Origin of the sequence: Labrenzia sp. THAF187b (genome assembly GCF_009363375.1) — a bacterium.
In the GTDB taxonomy this organism is placed as follows: Bacteria; Pseudomonadota; Alphaproteobacteria; order Rhizobiales; family Stappiaceae; genus Roseibium; species Roseibium algicola.
This window is the reverse complement of the sequence record NZ_CP045344.1, coordinates 651,154-666,287: the sequence shown is the minus strand read 5'-3', so window position 1 is coordinate 666,287 and position 15,134 is coordinate 651,154. Positions and strand designations below refer to the sequence as shown.

18 protein-coding genes are annotated in these 15,134 nt (G+C 59.5%); 8 read left to right on the top strand and 10 right to left on the bottom strand.

Annotation, left to right across the window (positions count from 1 at the left end):
• Positions 1 to 96: 96 nt before the first annotated feature.
• The 4 genes from FIV03_RS03105 to FIV03_RS03090 all read right to left on the bottom strand — a co-directional run bounded on the left by FIV03_RS03105 (position 97) and on the right by FIV03_RS03090 (position 2,868).
• The gene (locus FIV03_RS03105; RefSeq protein WP_152508638.1) at positions 97 to 663 is read right to left on the bottom strand and encodes a DUF1190 domain-containing protein; all 567 of its coding nucleotides are present in this window, start codon (positions 661 to 663) and stop codon (positions 97 to 99) included.
• A 90-nt stretch (positions 664 to 753) separates the two neighbouring features.
• Complete coding sequence (locus FIV03_RS03100) at positions 754 to 1,164, bottom strand: DUF350 domain-containing protein (protein WP_022998926.1); 411 nt, start codon at positions 1,162 to 1,164, stop codon at positions 754 to 756.
• Positions 1,165 to 1,184: 20 nt separating this feature from the next.
• A complete protein-coding gene (locus tag FIV03_RS03095) occupies positions 1,185 to 1,832 on the bottom strand; it encodes a DUF2491 family protein (protein ID WP_055657279.1) in 648 nt (215 codons plus the stop codon).
• Positions 1,813 to 2,868 (bottom strand): ion channel, encoded by a 1,056-nt coding sequence (locus FIV03_RS03090; RefSeq protein WP_152508637.1) that lies wholly within the window; start codon positions 2,866 to 2,868, stop codon positions 1,813 to 1,815. Before FIV03_RS03090 ends, FIV03_RS03095 begins: the two co-directional genes overlap by 20 nt.
• 163 nt (positions 2,869 to 3,031) lie before the next feature.
• Between FIV03_RS03090 and FIV03_RS03085 the strand changes: the two genes are divergently transcribed.
• Genes FIV03_RS03085 through FIV03_RS03075 form a run of 3 tightly spaced genes read left to right on the top strand, consistent with a single transcriptional unit; the run spans position 3,032 to position 5,359 of the window.
• Positions 3,032 to 3,472, top strand: coding sequence for a DUF2170 family protein (locus FIV03_RS03085; RefSeq protein ID WP_055657282.1), 441 nt, complete (start codon positions 3,032 to 3,034; stop codon positions 3,470 to 3,472).
• Between the two features lie 33 nt (positions 3,473 to 3,505).
• Complete coding sequence (locus FIV03_RS03080) at positions 3,506 to 4,177, top strand: PspA/IM30 family protein (protein WP_152508636.1); 672 nt, start codon at positions 3,506 to 3,508, stop codon at positions 4,175 to 4,177.
• Positions 4,178 to 4,192: 15 nt separating this feature from the next.
• On the top strand, positions 4,193 to 5,359 hold the full coding sequence (locus FIV03_RS03075; protein ID WP_152508635.1) for a glutathionylspermidine synthase family protein: 1,167 nt from the start codon (positions 4,193 to 4,195) through the stop codon (positions 5,357 to 5,359).
• 163 nt (positions 5,360 to 5,522) lie between these two features.
• On the opposite strand, the gene FIV03_RS03070 is transcribed toward FIV03_RS03075, so the two are convergent.
• From FIV03_RS03070 to FIV03_RS03060, 3 genes are all read right to left on the bottom strand, one after another.
• Positions 5,523 to 5,705 carry a hypothetical protein gene (locus FIV03_RS03070; RefSeq protein ID WP_062490723.1) on the bottom strand — a complete coding sequence of 61 codons (183 nt, stop codon included), beginning with the start codon at positions 5,703 to 5,705 and terminating at the stop codon, positions 5,523 to 5,525.
• A 243-nt stretch (positions 5,706 to 5,948) separates the two neighbouring features.
• Positions 5,949 to 6,434: a flavin reductase family protein gene (locus FIV03_RS03065; protein ID WP_152511801.1), complete on the bottom strand. Its 486-nt coding sequence runs from the start codon at positions 6,432 to 6,434 to the stop codon at positions 5,949 to 5,951.
• Complete coding sequence (locus FIV03_RS03060; RefSeq protein ID WP_209009845.1) at positions 6,434 to 7,525, bottom strand: LLM class flavin-dependent oxidoreductase; 1,092 nt, start codon at positions 7,523 to 7,525, stop codon at positions 6,434 to 6,436. Before FIV03_RS03060 ends, FIV03_RS03065 begins: the two co-directional genes overlap by 1 nt.
• A 121-nt stretch (positions 7,526 to 7,646) precedes the next feature.
• Here FIV03_RS03060 and FIV03_RS03055 point away from each other — a divergent pair, with 121 nt between their 5' ends.
• The gene (locus FIV03_RS03055; protein WP_152508634.1) at positions 7,647 to 8,177 is read left to right on the top strand and encodes a winged helix DNA-binding protein; all 531 of its coding nucleotides are present in this window, start codon (positions 7,647 to 7,649) and stop codon (positions 8,175 to 8,177) included.
• 37 nt (positions 8,178 to 8,214) lie between these two features.
• Here FIV03_RS03055 and FIV03_RS03050 read toward each other — a convergent pair whose 3' ends face one another.
• Entirely contained in the window at positions 8,215 to 9,123 is a 909-nt protein-coding gene (locus FIV03_RS03050; RefSeq protein WP_152508633.1) for a LysR family transcriptional regulator, read from the bottom strand.
• Positions 9,124 to 9,277: 154 nt separating this feature from the next.
• On the opposite strand from FIV03_RS03050, the gene FIV03_RS03045 reads away from it, so the two are divergent.
• From FIV03_RS03045 to FIV03_RS03030, 4 genes are all read left to right on the top strand, one after another.
• Positions 9,278 to 11,005: an adenine deaminase C-terminal domain-containing protein gene (locus FIV03_RS03045; RefSeq protein WP_209009844.1), complete on the top strand. Its 1,728-nt coding sequence runs from the start codon at positions 9,278 to 9,280 to the stop codon at positions 11,003 to 11,005.
• Between the two features lie 170 nt (positions 11,006 to 11,175).
• Positions 11,176 to 11,865: a DUF6198 family protein gene (locus FIV03_RS03040; RefSeq protein WP_152508631.1), complete on the top strand. Its 690-nt coding sequence runs from the start codon at positions 11,176 to 11,178 to the stop codon at positions 11,863 to 11,865.
• 147 nt (positions 11,866 to 12,012) lie between these two features.
• Complete coding sequence (locus tag FIV03_RS03035; RefSeq protein ID WP_152508630.1) at positions 12,013 to 12,405, top strand: VOC family protein; 393 nt, start codon at positions 12,013 to 12,015, stop codon at positions 12,403 to 12,405.
• 96 nt (positions 12,406 to 12,501) lie between these two features.
• Positions 12,502 to 13,017, top strand: coding sequence for a GNAT family N-acetyltransferase (locus tag FIV03_RS03030; protein WP_152508629.1), 516 nt, complete (start codon positions 12,502 to 12,504; stop codon positions 13,015 to 13,017).
• Here the strand turns inward: FIV03_RS03030 and FIV03_RS03025 are convergent.
• The gene (locus FIV03_RS03025; protein WP_077290955.1) at positions 13,001 to 14,281 is read right to left on the bottom strand and encodes an MFS transporter; all 1,281 of its coding nucleotides are present in this window, start codon (positions 14,279 to 14,281) and stop codon (positions 13,001 to 13,003) included. The genes FIV03_RS03030 and FIV03_RS03025 overlap by 17 nt on opposite strands.
• Positions 14,278 to 14,955 (bottom strand): FadR/GntR family transcriptional regulator, encoded by a 678-nt coding sequence (locus FIV03_RS03020; protein ID WP_022998913.1) that lies wholly within the window; start codon positions 14,953 to 14,955, stop codon positions 14,278 to 14,280. Before FIV03_RS03020 ends, FIV03_RS03025 begins: the two co-directional genes overlap by 4 nt.
• Positions 14,956 to 15,134: the final 179 nt, after the last annotated feature.

The following is a 15,134-nucleotide window of genomic DNA, read 5'->3' as shown; positions in this document are numbered from 1 at the left end:
ACCCTCACGCTTTGGCAATGGTACGCGCCGGGGCTGGCAACAGATCACCGCGTGTGTGCCGCAGTACCTGAATGCCGGTTGCCTTCCGTCAGGCCGTTACCCGCCGCGGTACCCGGAACTCGACCGGCTGCCGAAACCGCCACGAGAAGCGACGGAAGTCCTTGTCTGGACTTTCGCCGGCTTGGGCGGCGTCTTCACCGCATCGTCATAGGTACGCCAGCTGCCGCCGCCATAACTGCCGACGTAATAGCCGCCGGATGTGTAGTAGCGTTTGCTGCCGCGTTCCGGATAGACCGGCCGGACGTTGCTCTGGATCAGTTGGTTGGTAACGGCACCGGTCAGTGCCCCTGCCAGGAAATAACCTGCCGGAAACGGCGTGTAATAGGAAGATCCGTCGGTGGCACTGTCGTAGGCGCAAACGTTGTTGCCGTGTTGCTCGTTACACAGGTTGACGGTGTCATAGCGTGGTCCGGAGGCCTTGTGGATTGTCTTGCCGGCGGTAATTGCCTCGACACAAACCTCGTCCGGGACGTAGCTGTCGGCGACACATTCCGCCTCGGTCGTGTAGACCCGGCCATCCAGCGTCGGTTCGTCCGAGCAGCCTGCAATGGTCACGGTCGTCGTTGCCATGACCACCAGCTTGATCGACTTGGAGCGTTTCATGAATTTTCTCCCGACCTTCAAACGGTCTGATGAAATGCTTTGCGTGATACGGTTCGGGGCATCAGCGCAGGGCGGCCCGTACCGCCTCGGTCAGTAGGTGATGCAGGCGGCGTTCAGCAGGCCGACCGTCAGCGAAATAGCGGCGAGATTGGTGCTGATTGCCATTTCACCACCCTTGATCCGGTCCGTGACCTTCGGGAAGAACCGGCGGAAGACCTGGTAGACCACAAGCTGTGCGGCACAGGCGATGATGCCCCAGATGATGAAGTCGATGATGCTCACGGAATTCGCCGCGGCGCTGGCCAGCGGCAACGAAAAGCCGAGGAAGGCGGCGCTGAAGACCACCGAAGCGGCAACGTTGTTTTCCTTGATCAACGCCATTTCGTCATGCGGGGTCATGACGGTATAGATTTTCATGAAAATCAGCAGCATGACGATGGCTGTAATGAAATAGGCAATAAAAGGAACGATGCCTGAAAGGGACGCCTGAAGGTCTGCCATATTGGTCTCCACTATTCAGTTCAGACAGAAAAATTGTGCCGCTCAAGCGGGAAGCCTAGCATGAACGCGACGCTGCGTTCCGCATTTTCCGGCTCTTCCATGTTGACGAGCAGCATTTCGTCCCGGCCGTCCTGCAAGGGGCGGGCAAAAAGCATGGCAGTCTGGAAGATCTTGCGCCTTCCGCGGCCTTCGCGGTCGTCGCAGACTTCCTCCCAGTAGGTCATCGGATCTTCCGGCGCAGTCGACGTATCGAACCAGGCCCGCTCGAAACGGTAGTCGCGATCTTCGCCCGGCAGTGAAAAGCTCGTCTGGCGGATCGCGGATTTCACCCGGTTCCACTCGGTGTCGCCGGTCGGGTACTGCACGTCATAGAAGTACCACAGCATGATCTCGTCGACCCGCTCGTCGTTCTTGCCGTCGCCGCCCTGAAACTGGATCAGGAAGCGGTCGTCGTCCGGATAGAAACGATGCATGTGCGATTGTTCGCCAAGGTCGCAATGCCCCTGGGCGGTGATCATCAGCGTGGTGTCGGGATGTTCGATCAGACTGTCGGCAGGCAGCAGGCGAAGCGCGATCGGATCGAAGGAAATGCCTCTGCCGATGGTCAGACCGAGAACTTCCGGCGGCTGCCAGCCTTTGTCCTTCTTGTTAAACAGTGATCCGAACATCAGCCCCCCCCAGACCGGCCGTGATCTCGCCCGCCGCGAGACGTTTGTTGGCGAGATAATAGATCGAGCCGCCTGTCTTCAATGTCTTGGGGAAAGGTCTGAACAGGAAACCCGGATCGTCCGGCTGGGAAACCGCAATCAGCGTACCTTCGGCGCCTGAAAGGGCCTGTTCCAGTTTGTCGGTTTCGGTGCCGCCACCGCTTTGGACGATGGCTGAATAAATGGTCGCGCCGAGGCCCGCCGTGGACAGCGCCATCAGGATCTGACCCGCACCGGGGTCCTGCGCCGCGCGTACCAGTGCTTCGCAGGCGTTCGACACCACCGGTTCGATTTGCGCAAGGTTGCCCGCGCGCCGGGCGGTGTCACGGTCCTCGAAATAGGCCGCAATGTGAACGGTCTCGTTCAGTTCGCGAATGGCAAGGCAGGTGTTGAAGGTTTCCGCATCGGAGCCGGCGTAGACCAGCACTTTCTGCGCGCCTGGAATGGCCGCACGGCGCAGCGACTGCAGGGCGTCCATGCGTTCGGCCCGGATCAGCCGCACGCCCTCCGGCACTTCCACGTTCTTGGAGTCCGCAAGCAGAATGATCTTGTCGTCTCCGTCCTGGCCGGCAACCAGGTTCTCCACCATCAAAGGTGTCTTGTCCCGGTGATAGCCGACAATCACCGTGGCGTTCTGCACGCGCTCATAGTTTCCGTTGCCGTCAGCCATACGCCTCACTCCTTCCACAAGGACACCCGTCAACCTGCCCAGGACGGCCGAGAAAATCAGCAGCGCGCCCGGAAAGAACCAGAAGGCGGCCACCATCCGGCCTGCTTCCGTCGACGGTGACAGGTCGCCGTAACCGACCGTCGAGGCGGTTGTCGCGGCAAAATAGATGAAGGTCAGCGGATTGCCCGTCAGGCCTGTTTCACCAGCCAGGAAAAACAGGATCCACGAGATCACCATATAGGCGCATATCAGCGTCGCAAGCAGCCAGAGCTTGAGCTCGAGGACGTGCTGGTAGAGCCGAGAAATGATGAGTTGCAGGATTGGCACCGCTGAAATTTGCCCCCTGTTTCGGTCGCCGGCTACTCTGACCAGAGCCTGCCCTATTGTCAATTCGGCATAGCTTTCCGAATAATCGCTTGAAACGGCTAGACGGGGCTTCTACTTGTTCGAGGCCGGATCCCGGCACCGGATTTGAAATGGAGGGCTTTGGATGAGTACGCGGCAATCTCCCTGGACACTTGCGGAGCTGAAGGAAGCTCTGGAGCAATCGGATTCCTTCGCGGCAGGTGAAATCAGCTGCACGGTCAGTTCCGATCAGCCCGGCGTGCTGGAAGTCCAGCTTCACTCGGCCGGTGAAATCACCCTGTTCATGGTTGTCGGCGAAACCCAGATCCTGACGTCCACGGTTCTGTGGCCTTGCGATGCCCAGGAAGACCCGGCCTCCTTCGAGGCGATGATGCTGCGCAATCACAAGAAGCTGCTGCCGCTCTGCGCCCTGTCCATCGATATGATCGACGGACGCGAATATTACGAGCTCTTCGGCGCCATGTCCGTGCGCTCGACACTCGATTCGGTCGAGACGGAATTGCGCACAATCGCCAACAGCGCTCTGGAGCTGGCCGCCGACGTCGGTCCCAAGGCCGCTGCCTGATCCCGCCGCCAATTTGAAGAAGGACATTTGAAAATGAGTGTTTGGGGCAAATTGATTACGGCGTTCAAGGGCCACGCCCACAATGCCGCGGAATCCGTTCAGGATGCCAACCTGATGACGATCCTGGAACAGGAAATCCGCGAAGCAAAACAGGCGATCGGTGCAGCCAAGGACGAAAAGGCGCGCATGGCGGCCAATCGCAAGCTGAAGGAAAAATCCGTCGCCGAACTGATGAGCGAAATCGAGCGGCGCACGGAAGCAGCCCGCAATGCCAAGGCACAGGGCGACGAGCCGCTGGCCATCGAGATCATCGAGAGCGTGCTGAAACTGCGCGACAAGGCGGAAGCCGACCAGGCTCTGTTCGATCAGTACAAGTCCACCGAAGAACGCATGGACAGCACCATTCGTCAGTCGATGAACAAGATCGAGACCCTGCAGCGCAAGATGGAAAGCGCAAAGGCCAACGAAGCGTTGATCAAGGCGCAGAAGGCGGCCTCCACCAACACCACGGCTTCCGACGGCCGGCTGGCCAGCGCGGTCGACAGCCTCGCACGCCTGGAACAGCGCCAGGCGGAACAGCAGGCCATGCTGGAAGCGGCTGAGGAAGACGCTCGCCTGGAAAGCGGCGCCGATCTGGAAGCCAAGATCAAGGCCCTGGAGAATCCGGCCCGCAACGACGTGCAGGCTCTTCTAACGAAGCTCTGACGTCCCGCCTGCACCATGAAGCGGATCGCAGTTCCTGAAAGACCGGGGTGGAAGGAAGAAGCCGAGCGCCTCGGCTTCGGTTTTCACACCATGTACGGTGCACCGTACTGGGACGAGAGCCACGCCTATCAGTTTACTCTGCGCGAGATCGAGGACGACCTGGAGGATCCCTCGCAGGAGCTCTACGGCATGTGCCTCGATCTGGTTGATCGGGCTGTCCGTGACGACAGTCTCATGGACAAGATGGCGATCCCGGAAAAATACCGCTCCTGGATCCGCAATTCCTGGGAACAGCAGCAGCCCTCGCTTTATGGCCGCTTCGATTTCTTCTACGACGGCAGCGGGCCTGCGAAGCTCCTCGAATTCAATGCCGACACGCCAACGGCGCTTTACGAAACCGGCTTCTTTCAGTGGATCTGGCTGGAGCAGCAGATGGCGGCTGGCGTTCTACCGACCGACAGCGATCAGTTCAACTCCGTTCAGGATCGCCTGATCGAGCGGTTCGCTGCCATGTTCGCGCCCGGCTATCACATCCACTTCGCCTCATCGAAGGATCACGACGAAGACCGTGCAACCGTTCGCTATCTGGAAGACTGCGCGCGGCAGGCGGGGCTGATACCGCATTTTGTTGCTGTGGAAGAGATCGGGCTCGATGGCGAGGGCCGGTTTGCCGACGCCGACAGTTTCGTGATCGACGCCCTGTTCAAGCTGTATCCCTACGAAGACATGCTGCGCGAGGATTACGGCCCCTATCTGCCAGACGCGCCGATACAGTTGCTTGAGCCGCCCTGGAAGGCTGTTCTGTCGAACAAGGCGATCCTGCCGCTCCTCTGGCAAATGTTTCCGGACCATCCGAACCTGCTACCGTCCTATTTCGAGGGAGAGGCGGATGAGGCATTCCTGAAGCGCCCGCATGTGCGCAAACCTTTCTTCAGCCGGGAGGGCGCCAACATCACGGTGCGCGGTCTCGGATCCGAAGAACTCAGCACACCCGGCGGTTATGGCGCGGAAGGTCACATCCTGCAGGCCTATGCGGAACCGCCGAAATTCGGCGACGACTACGTCATGATCGGTTCATGGATCATTGGCGGCCAGGCATCGGGCATCTGCCTGCGCGAGGACAAGGCACCTGTGACGCAAGACCTGTCGCGGTTTGTGCCGCATGTCATTCTGGAAAGCTGATTGCCGAAAACGCGCTGGTTGACGGGGTATGGTTGGATGTGAAACCGATCCGGCGGCCGGGCGCGACCGTTTTTTATGGGTCGTTCTTGTTTTCGTGCGCCTCACGGCCGCCGGTCGGTTCACAGGCAGGCTGTGTCAGCCCGCCTTGAAGTGAAACTCGGTATCAGGCCCGACCGGCTGCAACCGATTTCGGCGGTGCCATGCCGTCATCCTGTTCCTGTCCGAAAAACGTTCCACCAAGCTGTCCGCCGGCGTTGGACTTGTCAGCGACCCGCTTGATCTTCTCTGCCTCCTGTTCGGCTTCCTTGCGAAGCTTCGGGCTGAGGTCGTTCATGGAAAGGTCCATCTGGTCCTCCTGTATTTGTTATGGGTCCATGAAATAAACGGAGCGCACACAGGATGGTTCCTTGTCCGACCCGGTGAGGGGGACGGCGGAGCGGATTTCGGAGTGGACAGAAACTCTGTAAATCGCGAAAAAGCGGGCTGTCTGGACGGTTCGTGTTCCAGGCAAATTTTTTGCATAAAATTTACGTCGCGGGATGGTAAGACGCAGCTCCTCAAGAAGCTGCGTCTCTTGGCAAAAGGCCGATTACAACGGGTGGAACGCTCCGTTCCAGTAAACCAGAGCACCAGATGACTGGCTTTGCCGGATTGCACGCACCTTGCCGATGACAATCGAATGGGTCGCCCGGTCGATCATCTCCTCGACCTCGCAATCGAAAGCGGCCGGAGCATCTTCCAGGAGAAGAGCCCCGGTTTCCGCCGTGCGCCATGTGGCTCCGGCATAACGTTCCGCTCCCTTGACGCCGCCGAACCCCGAAAAGTTTTCGGCAACCTTGCGGTGCTCGGGCCCAAGCGAAGACCAGCCGAATTTCGGATATTTCTTCAGCAAGGGCCAACTGGAGGAAGCCTTGTTGACGCAGGCAAGCACCAGCGGTGGATCGGCGCTGAGAGACATTGCCGATGTGACGAGGAGGCCTGAAATGTCCTCTCCCTCACCGACCGTGATGACGGAACAATTGCCCACCAACGCCCGCATGGCGTTGGTGAAGTCCCTCGATGGTAAGGGATCCATCACCGGATACCGGCTTCCGCAAGCAGCGGCAGAACATTGTCACGGAAATACGGGAACTCCTCGACATAGTCGACAAAGGAGAGCGTCGTTCCGGCAAAGCCAGTTTCGTGCAGTTTCAGGATGCCGTCGGCCACCTGCCGCGGAGTTCCAACCAGCGGGAAGCCGCCGTGGCCCATGGCGAACAGGTTCTTGATCTGGGCCAGCAGGTCGTGCGGAAACGACTGCGCATGCGCGAACTGCAGATTGACCAGATTGTCCACCGCTTCCCAGTCTGCCAGATCGCCCATCAGCCGGTCTCGGAGGGCGGTCGCCTCTTCCTCAGTTTCCCGGCAAATGACGTGGCTGAAGGTCAGAACACCCACATCGCGCCCCTTCTCCGCCGCCTGCGCCTTCAGTTCCTTGATCTCGTCGACGGACCGGTTGAGATCGATGGCCGGCGTGAACAGGTAGTCGGCATTGTCGGTGGCAAAGGTCCGTCCGGTTGCCGAACCTGCCGCGTTCAGGATCGGTGGCCGACCGCCGACGGGCTTGGGGTCGCCGGCAACGTGCTTCAGGTTGAAGTACTTGCCCTCCCAGTCGAAATACTCCTTCGAGGTCCAGAGCTTTTCGACCACATCGAACCATTCCTGGGCGTAGCCGTAGCGGGTTTCGTGATCGTCGGGCAGGGTCAGGCCCAGGGCTTCGTATTCCGGCTTGTTCCAGCCCGCGACAATGTTCAGGCCCGCGCGGCCGTTGCCCACCTGATCCATCGTGGCAATCTGCTTGGCGACGACCACCGGATTGTTTGCAGCTGTATGCACTGTGGCGAACACAGTGATGTTTTTCGTCGAGGCCAGCAGCGCGGTTGCCCAGGTGACCGTTTCCAGCACGCTGCCGTGAAAGTCCGTCTCGCCTCCGTAACCGATCCAGCGGGCAATCGGCAGCATGAAGTCGATGCCGGCATCGTCCAGCATCTGGCCGAGTTTCAGGTTGTTTTCCCAGCTATTGACCCATCTGGACGGCGATTTGGTGACCGTCATTCCGGACGAGCAATTGGACGAAAACGTCCCGAGTTTGAAGCCGTTCTTGTCTTTCATCATGTTGGTAGGCATGGATCCCCTCCATTTAGGATAGATTTTCAATTGTATTTTTTATTTAAAACTATGTGCAAAAACACCCTTACGTCAAACTGAATCGCAGCTATATTCGATCTGAAAAAACGAAGAGGGACCGATGACCGGCAAGTCGGACGATCAGAAGCTCAACTATCATTGGCACCTTTCGGAGAACGATGCGGAGGTCGTCTGCACCGAGCTGGAATTCGCGTTGATGCGCTGTTTCGAGGCGTTCGGGCGATGGCAGACAGAATGCCTGGCATCTGTCAGCGACGTCGGGGCGACCGGCCCGGAAAACGCACTGCTGCATATCGTGCGCATGAACGACCGGGCCAAAAGCATCAAGGAACTGGCCCGGCTTACCAACCGCGACGACATTCCGAACATCCAGTATTCGATGCGAAAACTCGTGGCGGCGGGGTTGATTGAAAAGCAGGGCTCGGGCCGCACGGGCGTGACCTATCAGGCGACACCGGAAGGCAAGAAGATCACCGATGATTACAGCGCTGTGCGCAAACGGCTGCTGATTGAGCAGATCTCAAGTCTGCCTGAATTTGACAAGCGCCTGAAAGAGGCAGGGCAAAGCCTCAATATCCTGGCGGGCATATACGAAGAGATTTCCCGCATCGCCGCGACCTACCGCCGGTAACGGCAATCCTCGCGCGACGACAGGTAGCGTTCGTTTGTCAGCCGCTTTTACTGCATGCCTGCAACGCCCGCACCAGGTCTTCGGCGAACATCGTTGCTGCCAGGCTGTGGCTGGGTTTGTCGCGCTGAACCAGCGACAGCACGTTCTTGCCGAAGGTCTGCTCGCGAATGGGCACGAATGTCAGTGACCCATTGCGCTGCTCCTCGGCAATGTCGAACCGGCTCAGAAACGCAATGCCGTCACCGGATCCGGCCAGACATTTCATGGCCTCTATGGAATTGGCGAGGTAGGCAGGTTCCACTTCCAGGCCTGCGGCGACAAAGGCATCCGCAACAATCCCGTGAATGAGCATCGAGCGGTCTGCGAAGATCAGCGGATAGGGCTGGCACGCGGTCAATGAAATGCTGTCCTGACGGGCCAGGGGGTGCTCGGGCGAGAGCACGGCTCCCAATCGCGTGTTCATCGTCCAAAGCGTTTCAAGTTGCGCCATCTGCGGCAGGTTGAAGGCAAGTCCGATGTCTGCCTGACCGTCCAGCACGGCGTTGGCGATGTCATGGGCAAACATCACCCGGACTGTGATCTTGAGGCGTGGGTGACGGGCGCCGAGGCTTGCGGCTGTTTTGGGAACGATACCCCCGGCAAGGCCGCTCATGGTCGCAATGATAACCTCGCCGCTCTGCAAGGCCTTCATGCCGCGAATGTCCGCCTCGACCTGGCTGTATTCGCGGATCGTCTTTCGCACATGCGCAACCAGCACCTCTCCGGCCGGTGTCAGCCGAAGGCCTCGTGGCAGGCGTTCGAACAAAGGTTCGCCGATGTCTTCCTCGAGTTGCAGGATGTGCTTGTTGATGGCGGACGGGGCAACGTTCAGCCGGTCGCCGGCGGCACGGATCGAACCACGACGGGCGACCTCGTCGATATACCGCAAGACCCGCGAATGCAGCATCAATACTCCTTTTTGCGTTCTCGAAAAGTGCACGCTCTGCGCAGAAAATACTGCTTTTCGGAAGCGGTTCAATCCTTTTTTATCTTCCTCGGCACTGGCGCAGGCCCCATCGCGGACCGCCATCGGAATGCCAATCATGATGAGGAGGAACGACTTGAACGCTTCGGAAGCAGCGCATTATGACAAGGTGCGTGCGATATTTGATATTCTGGAAGGCCGGCGCGAGGCCGATCTTCTTCTGAAGAACCTCAACATCCTCGATGTGCATGGCGAGACCGTCTACCAGGGCTCCATTCTCGTCTATGACAAGCGCATCGTCGCACTCAATCCGGACGAGGAGGTGCTGAAGGTCCGGGAGGTGTTTGACGGCCAGGGTCTTTATGCAATTCCCGGCCTCATCGATGCCCACATCCATTTCGAATCCCAGCTGGCACATCCCGTTGCCCTTGGTGAGGCAATGGTTCCTTGCGGCACCACGACGATTTTTTCCGAATGTCTCGACCTGCTGAGCGCGGCCGGTGCGGAAGGTGTCGAGGCGGCGGAGAACCTTTTCCGAGACCACGACAAGTTGCCTTACCGCCTGTTCGCCTTCGCGCCAGGCAAGAAGACGGATGCGCGTGTCACCGAAGCGGTTCTGAAAATGGACCCCGTCATCGGCCTCGGTGAGTTCGAACATTTCACCTACAGCTCCGGCAACGAGGACGATTTCCGCAAGGCTGCCTGGGTGCGTGCTCGTGGTGGTTTCATGAACGGCCACTGGGGTGTGACCGCTCTTTCCGACATGATCCTGAACTATCTTCCGGCCATCGGAGTGTCGAACAACCACGATGTCTGGAACGAACAGGATATCCAAAAAAGCATCCGCTACGGCTTTCCGACCCATATCAAGTTCGGTGTCGGCAGCGCCGAGGTCATCAAGGTGCTTCTGCGCGCCATCGTCGACCGGAAATGGCCGACGGACAATTTCATGCTGTGTACCGACAACATCTCTGTGGAGCGTCTGCTGCACCAGGGCCACATGGACTGGATCATCTCGCTGTGTGCGGAGATGGGTATCAACCCGATCCATGCAATCAAGATGGCGACGCTCAACACCGCGCGTTCCTTTCATATGGAAGATCGCATCGGTTCTCTTGCTCCGGGGCGGTTTGCCGACATCGTTCTGACACCGAGCCTGTCAGCCATCGAACCACTTTACGTTTTCAAGGACGGCGTGCTGGTGGCCGAGCGAGGCAAGTTGCTGACCAACGCGGACAATGACTATTCGCTCATGTGCAAGAAAGGCGTTCCGGGCCTGGACGACCTGACGGCGGATCAACTCGACATCGAACCGCTGGAAGTGTCCGAAGATGGCACCAAAGCCAAGGTCTATCTGTTCGACGTTTACGGCCGGGGTCACGCGAAATTCTACCGCGAGGTCTGGGTGCCGTTGAAAGACGGCAAGGTTGTTTCGGAGCTGGATGGCGAGAAACTTAGCCGGCTTTCGGTTGTGCAGCGCTACGCCAACGGCGAGCGGCACATCGTCAACGGCCTGTTCACTGGCGTTCACTTGGAAAGAGGCGCGGTTGCGACCTTCTGGCCGGCACCGAAGCCCTATTTCGTCGCTGTCGGCCAGGACAGCGACGAAATGTGTGGCTGCCTCAAACGGGTCGATGCCCATGCAGGGGCCTGCATCGTTACGGAGAATGGTGCGGAAAAGGCTGCAATGCCGCTCGAGATCTATGGCGTTATGGCGAACATGAGCGTTGCTGAATTGACGGCTGCAGCCGGTGCAATCGATGCCGCGCTGGAGGATCTTGGCAACCGCAACGAAGGTGAGCCGGTGGTGAACAAGCTGCTGAGCCTGTTCATCTCGCTGCACCGCTTCCGCTTCATGGCCTGAAGCTTCACGACGAAGACGACCCGGCAGGCGAAAATGTCTGCCGGCAAGGGGAGGGCATGGACCAGAGACGTTGGGAAGCGGCTTTACATCCATGCAGAACACATGCGACAGCGCGGTTGGCTGCAAGGCCGGGTAAGGCCAGGCCCCGCGCGACACTTCTGGAGGAAAGCATGGCGCATAACGCAGCCGAAGCGGAGATCATCGATACCGGTAGCCTTGTCCGGCGCTGGATCATGTACATAGCCGGAATCTACATTCTGACCTTCGGGGTGAGCCTGGCAATTCGGGCGGGCATCGGGATCTCACCTCAGAGCAGCCTGACACGCACGATGACCTTGGTGTTTCCACCACTCAGCCAGGGCACCTACAACTTCATTCTCGAACTGGTCATGCTTTTCCTGACGTTTCTGGTGTTGCCAAAGGAATTCAAGCTCAGGAACTTCGCCTCGCTCATTCCTGCCTTCGTGTTGGCTGTGTGCCTGGACCTCAATCTAAAGCTGACCGGCTTCATTCAGCTTGATGACTATGCCCTGAAGGTCGCTCTGCTGGCGTTCGGCGATGCCGCTCTTGCCTTCGGACTGTTTCTGATGATCCGCGCCAATCTGGTGCTTATGCCGGTCGATATGTTCGTCAACACGATCTTCCAGCGCACTGGATGGAAGTGGGGCAACATCAAAACCGCTTTCGACCTGACATTGCTGCTGACCTCCGCGCTCGTCGGGTTGGCGTTCCTGGGGGAAGTCAAGTTCATCCGCGAGGGAACGATCCTCAACGCGATCTTCGTTGGACAGTACATCCGGCTCTATTTTTTCCTGTACAAGAGGATGAAACCGAAGGATGAGGCCTCCGCCGCAGCTTGAGCCGTACCCAGATGATGACATTCGTGCAGGTGGCTTTCGGGTCGCCTGTTGCGTTGCGGCTCTGGTAAGCGGGAGGAACTGTGTTATGAGCGGGCCAAACGGCCTGGCCGAGACGGGCCACACCTTCAGCGCGGGTTAATTTTCAAAATGTTGTCAGGGGTTTGTATCGGCGCTAACGATCTTTCGGCTGCCGGTCGGTTTTACGACGAAGTGCTTGCGACAATTGGCATGAAGCGGGTTTTTTCCGAACCCCGCGAGCTTGGCTATGCTGGTGCCGATGGCCGTATATCGTTGTTTGTCCTGTTGCCGTTTGACGGGCGGGCAGCCACATGGGGCAATGGTACGCAGGTCATGTTCTATGCGCCGGATGCCGAGGCCGTCAGGGCGTTTCATGCTGCCGCACTGCGGTGTGGCGGACGTGATGAAGGCGCACCCGGCCCTCGTTCCTATCACCCGGACTATTTCGGCGCTTATGTGCGTGATCTCGACGGTAACAAGCTGAATGTCTCCGTCAGCCTGGAAAACGGCACCACCGCCTGAACACGCAGTGTTGATGATCGGGCAAAGGAGTTGTCTTGATCGGGCCGGCCATTTTGGGTGCAAGAGGCGCTGGCCCGATTCAGGAGACGTCAGCCCATGCCCAACCCGCTTCAGCCGGAAATCGACTTTGTACGCCTGCCGGACATCCCGCTGGAAGAGCTGGTCGCGCATATGTCCGAGCCGCGTGTCGGAACGCATATGCCGCTTCTGACCTTCTCATGGGATCTCGAGATGGCTGCGAAGTTCGTCGCGGCAAAGGAAGCCTGCTGGCAGCGCGACGGGCTTGGACACTGGGCCTTTCTGGCAGACGGCCGCTATGTCGGCTGGGGTGGTTTTCAGAAAGAAGGCGAGGAGTGGGATTTCGGGCTGGTGCTGCACCCGGCAGCCTTTGGCCTCGGCATGCCGATCACCAGAAAGGCGCTGGCCTTTGCTAACGAAGACCAACGCATTCCATTCGTCACCTTCCTGCTGCCGCCGTCCCGACGGAACCTCGGTGCACTGCGGCGGTTGGGGGCTCGTTTCATTGGCGAGACCGATTATGACGGCACGCGTTTCCTGAAATACCGGCTGGAAACATCAGGCCCCGTTGGTGCGGTCAGCCGGACAGCTTGACCGTCTCCACATTGACGTGACTTGCCTTTCCGGCGAACCAGCCGTTGATGGCGGCGCCAAGGCCAAGCGCCACGAACAGCACCGCACTCCAGGCAAAGCTGCCGGTCCAGCTTCGGATGAGGCCGACGATCAGCGGTCCGATGGCGGCAAGCGTATAGCCGACGCATTGGGCCATGCCCGAAAGCTGTGCAGCGGAATGGGAATCCTGTGTCCGCAACACGATGACCGTGAGCGCCACCGCAATCAGTCCGCCCTGGCCGATGCCCTGCAGCACCGCCCAGATCCAGACGGTGGACAGCGGCGCGAATTGCAGGCCGAGCAGGGCTATAACCGCTATGGCGCAGAGTGCGACATTGATCAGCCGTTGGTCCTTGCCGCGAACGGCAAGATGCGGCGCTATCAGGCAGGCGGCAGCCTGCACCATCACCGACACCGACACGATTGCCCCGGCGGTGACGCCGTCCAGCCCGCGGGCGCGAAGGATCGGTACCAGCCAGCCGAAGACGCAATAGGCAAGTGCGGATTGCAGACCCATGAACAGGGTCACGTGCCAGGCCAGCCTGTCACCCCACATGCCCTTCACCACATAAGTCGGACCCTTGGGGCGCTTGCGCGTCGCCATGACCTGAGGAAACCACAGGACGGCCACCACGAGAGCCGGCACGGCCCAGATCGCAAGTGCACCCTCGATAGAACCACCCAGGGCCGCTTCAAACGGAATGGTCAACCCTGCACCGGCGGCAGCGCCCGCGCAAAGTGCCATGGTATACCACCCGGTCACCAGTGCGGCCTTGTCGGGGAAATCGCGCTTGACGAGCCCGGGCAGCAGTACGTTGCCAACCGCGATACAGGCACCCGCCAACGCCGTGCCAAGAAACAGCAACGGCACGGAGGACGTTCCTCGTGCCGCGGTTCCAATGGCCAGCAAAACCACCACTGCAAGCAATGTGCGTTCCGTGCCGATGCGGCGGGCAAGGCGTGGAGCCAGCGGCGAGAACAGGCCGAGACACACAACGGGCAGTGTCGTCAGAAGGCTTGCGCCCGTTGGCGACAGTCCAAAATTTTCGCGGATTTCCAGGAGCAGCGCCGACGCGCTGGAAAAGACCGGGCGAAGGTTGAAGGCGATCAGTACCAGGCTTGCGCCCAGCAGAAACCGCACCAGTCCGCTCTGCGTCGCCGGCTGGGATTGCTCAGCGGAAACGTCAATGTCTTCGGCATCGATCAGTTCGATCGAGCCGGGATCGATTTCAGATGCCTGTGTCATGAGCCGAGCAGTCGCTCCAGGTCTCTCAGGACCGGGGCCATGAACCGGCGGACAGCGGCCTCGGCCAGTTCCGGGTCGCCTGTCTCGATGGCATCGACGATGGCCGCGTGGGCCGCCATGTCGGGTTCCTGCAGGTCTTTTCCAAGCGTAGCCTCGATGGTTTCGCCGATCAGACTGGAGAAGAATTCGTACATGTTGACCAGAACGGAGTTTTGCGAGGCCGCGACAACAGCCCGGTGAAAGGCAAGGTCGCGCTCCACGAAACCGGCCTTGTCGTGACCATCGTAGTTTCCGCGCTCCGTGAGCAAGCGGCGCAGCTCCGAAATCACCTCTGGTGTCTGGCGGTGTGCGGCCAGCCTGGCGGCCTCCGCATCCAGCGCCAGTCTGGCCTCGAACTGGTCGCGCAGGGTTGCGCGACGCGCCATGGTCAATGGCCCGATGGCATCGACGACCGACAGAACATAGGTGCCCGAGCCCTGCCGGGTTTCCAGGTAGCCTTGCGAAACAAGCACGCGCACGGCTTCGCGCACAGTGCCACGGCTGATGGAAAGCTGCGCCGAGAGCTGGGCCTCGTTGGGTAGCTTTTCCCCCACGGACCAGCGATTGCCCACGATTTCCGCCCGGATCGCCTCGGCTGCGCTGTCTACCAGGCTCGTTTTTGCCAGAGATTGCATTTGAAGTCACCAAATCATCAGATGACTTGATCATAGGGGTGATGACGCGGCTTGTCCATCGACGAAATCGCGTGAGGGAAAGACGCCTTTTCAGGTGTTGTCCCTGTCGAACAGTTCATGTGCGGAGTCTCGGGGTTGTCGGGGGCATCAGTCGCCTCGCACAGGGCGCATCGCCTTGA

Excerpts from the sequence above, each read along its gene's own strand:
- FIV03_RS03105 (WP_152508638.1), bottom strand. The coding sequence starts at position 663 with ATGAAACGCTCCAAGTCGATCAAGCTGGTGGTCATGGCAACGACGACC.
- FIV03_RS03100 (WP_022998926.1), bottom strand. The coding sequence starts at position 1,164 with ATGGCAGACCTTCAGGCGTCCCTTTCAGGCATCGTTCCTTTTATTGCC.
- FIV03_RS03095 (WP_055657279.1), bottom strand. The coding sequence starts at position 1,832 with ATGTTCGGATCACTGTTTAACAAGAAGGACAAAGGCTGGCAGCCGCCG.
- FIV03_RS03085 (WP_055657282.1), top strand. The coding sequence starts at position 3,032 with ATGAGTACGCGGCAATCTCCCTGGACACTTGCGGAGCTGAAGGAAGCT.
- FIV03_RS03080 (WP_152508636.1), top strand. The coding sequence starts at position 3,506 with ATGAGTGTTTGGGGCAAATTGATTACGGCGTTCAAGGGCCACGCCCAC.
- FIV03_RS03075 (WP_152508635.1), top strand. The coding sequence starts at position 4,193 with ATGAAGCGGATCGCAGTTCCTGAAAGACCGGGGTGGAAGGAAGAAGCC.
- FIV03_RS03070 (WP_062490723.1), bottom strand. The coding sequence starts at position 5,705 with ATGGACCTTTCCATGAACGACCTCAGCCCGAAGCTTCGCAAGGAAGCC.
- FIV03_RS03065 (WP_152511801.1), bottom strand. The coding sequence starts at position 6,434 with ATGGATCCCTTACCATCGAGGGACTTCACCAACGCCATGCGGGCGTTG.
- FIV03_RS03060 (WP_209009845.1), bottom strand. The coding sequence starts at position 7,525 with ATGCCTACCAACATGATGAAAGACAAGAACGGCTTCAAACTCGGGACG.
- FIV03_RS03055 (WP_152508634.1), top strand. The coding sequence starts at position 7,647 with ATGACCGGCAAGTCGGACGATCAGAAGCTCAACTATCATTGGCACCTT.
- FIV03_RS03050 (WP_152508633.1), bottom strand. The coding sequence starts at position 9,123 with ATGCTGCATTCGCGGGTCTTGCGGTATATCGACGAGGTCGCCCGTCGT.
- FIV03_RS03040 (WP_152508631.1), top strand. The coding sequence starts at position 11,176 with ATGGCGCATAACGCAGCCGAAGCGGAGATCATCGATACCGGTAGCCTT.
- FIV03_RS03035 (WP_152508630.1), top strand. The coding sequence starts at position 12,013 with ATGTTGTCAGGGGTTTGTATCGGCGCTAACGATCTTTCGGCTGCCGGT.
- FIV03_RS03030 (WP_152508629.1), top strand. The coding sequence starts at position 12,502 with ATGCCCAACCCGCTTCAGCCGGAAATCGACTTTGTACGCCTGCCGGAC.
- FIV03_RS03025 (WP_077290955.1), bottom strand. The coding sequence starts at position 14,281 with ATGACACAGGCATCTGAAATCGATCCCGGCTCGATCGAACTGATCGAT.
- FIV03_RS03020 (WP_022998913.1), bottom strand. The coding sequence starts at position 14,955 with ATGCAATCTCTGGCAAAAACGAGCCTGGTAGACAGCGCAGCCGAGGCG.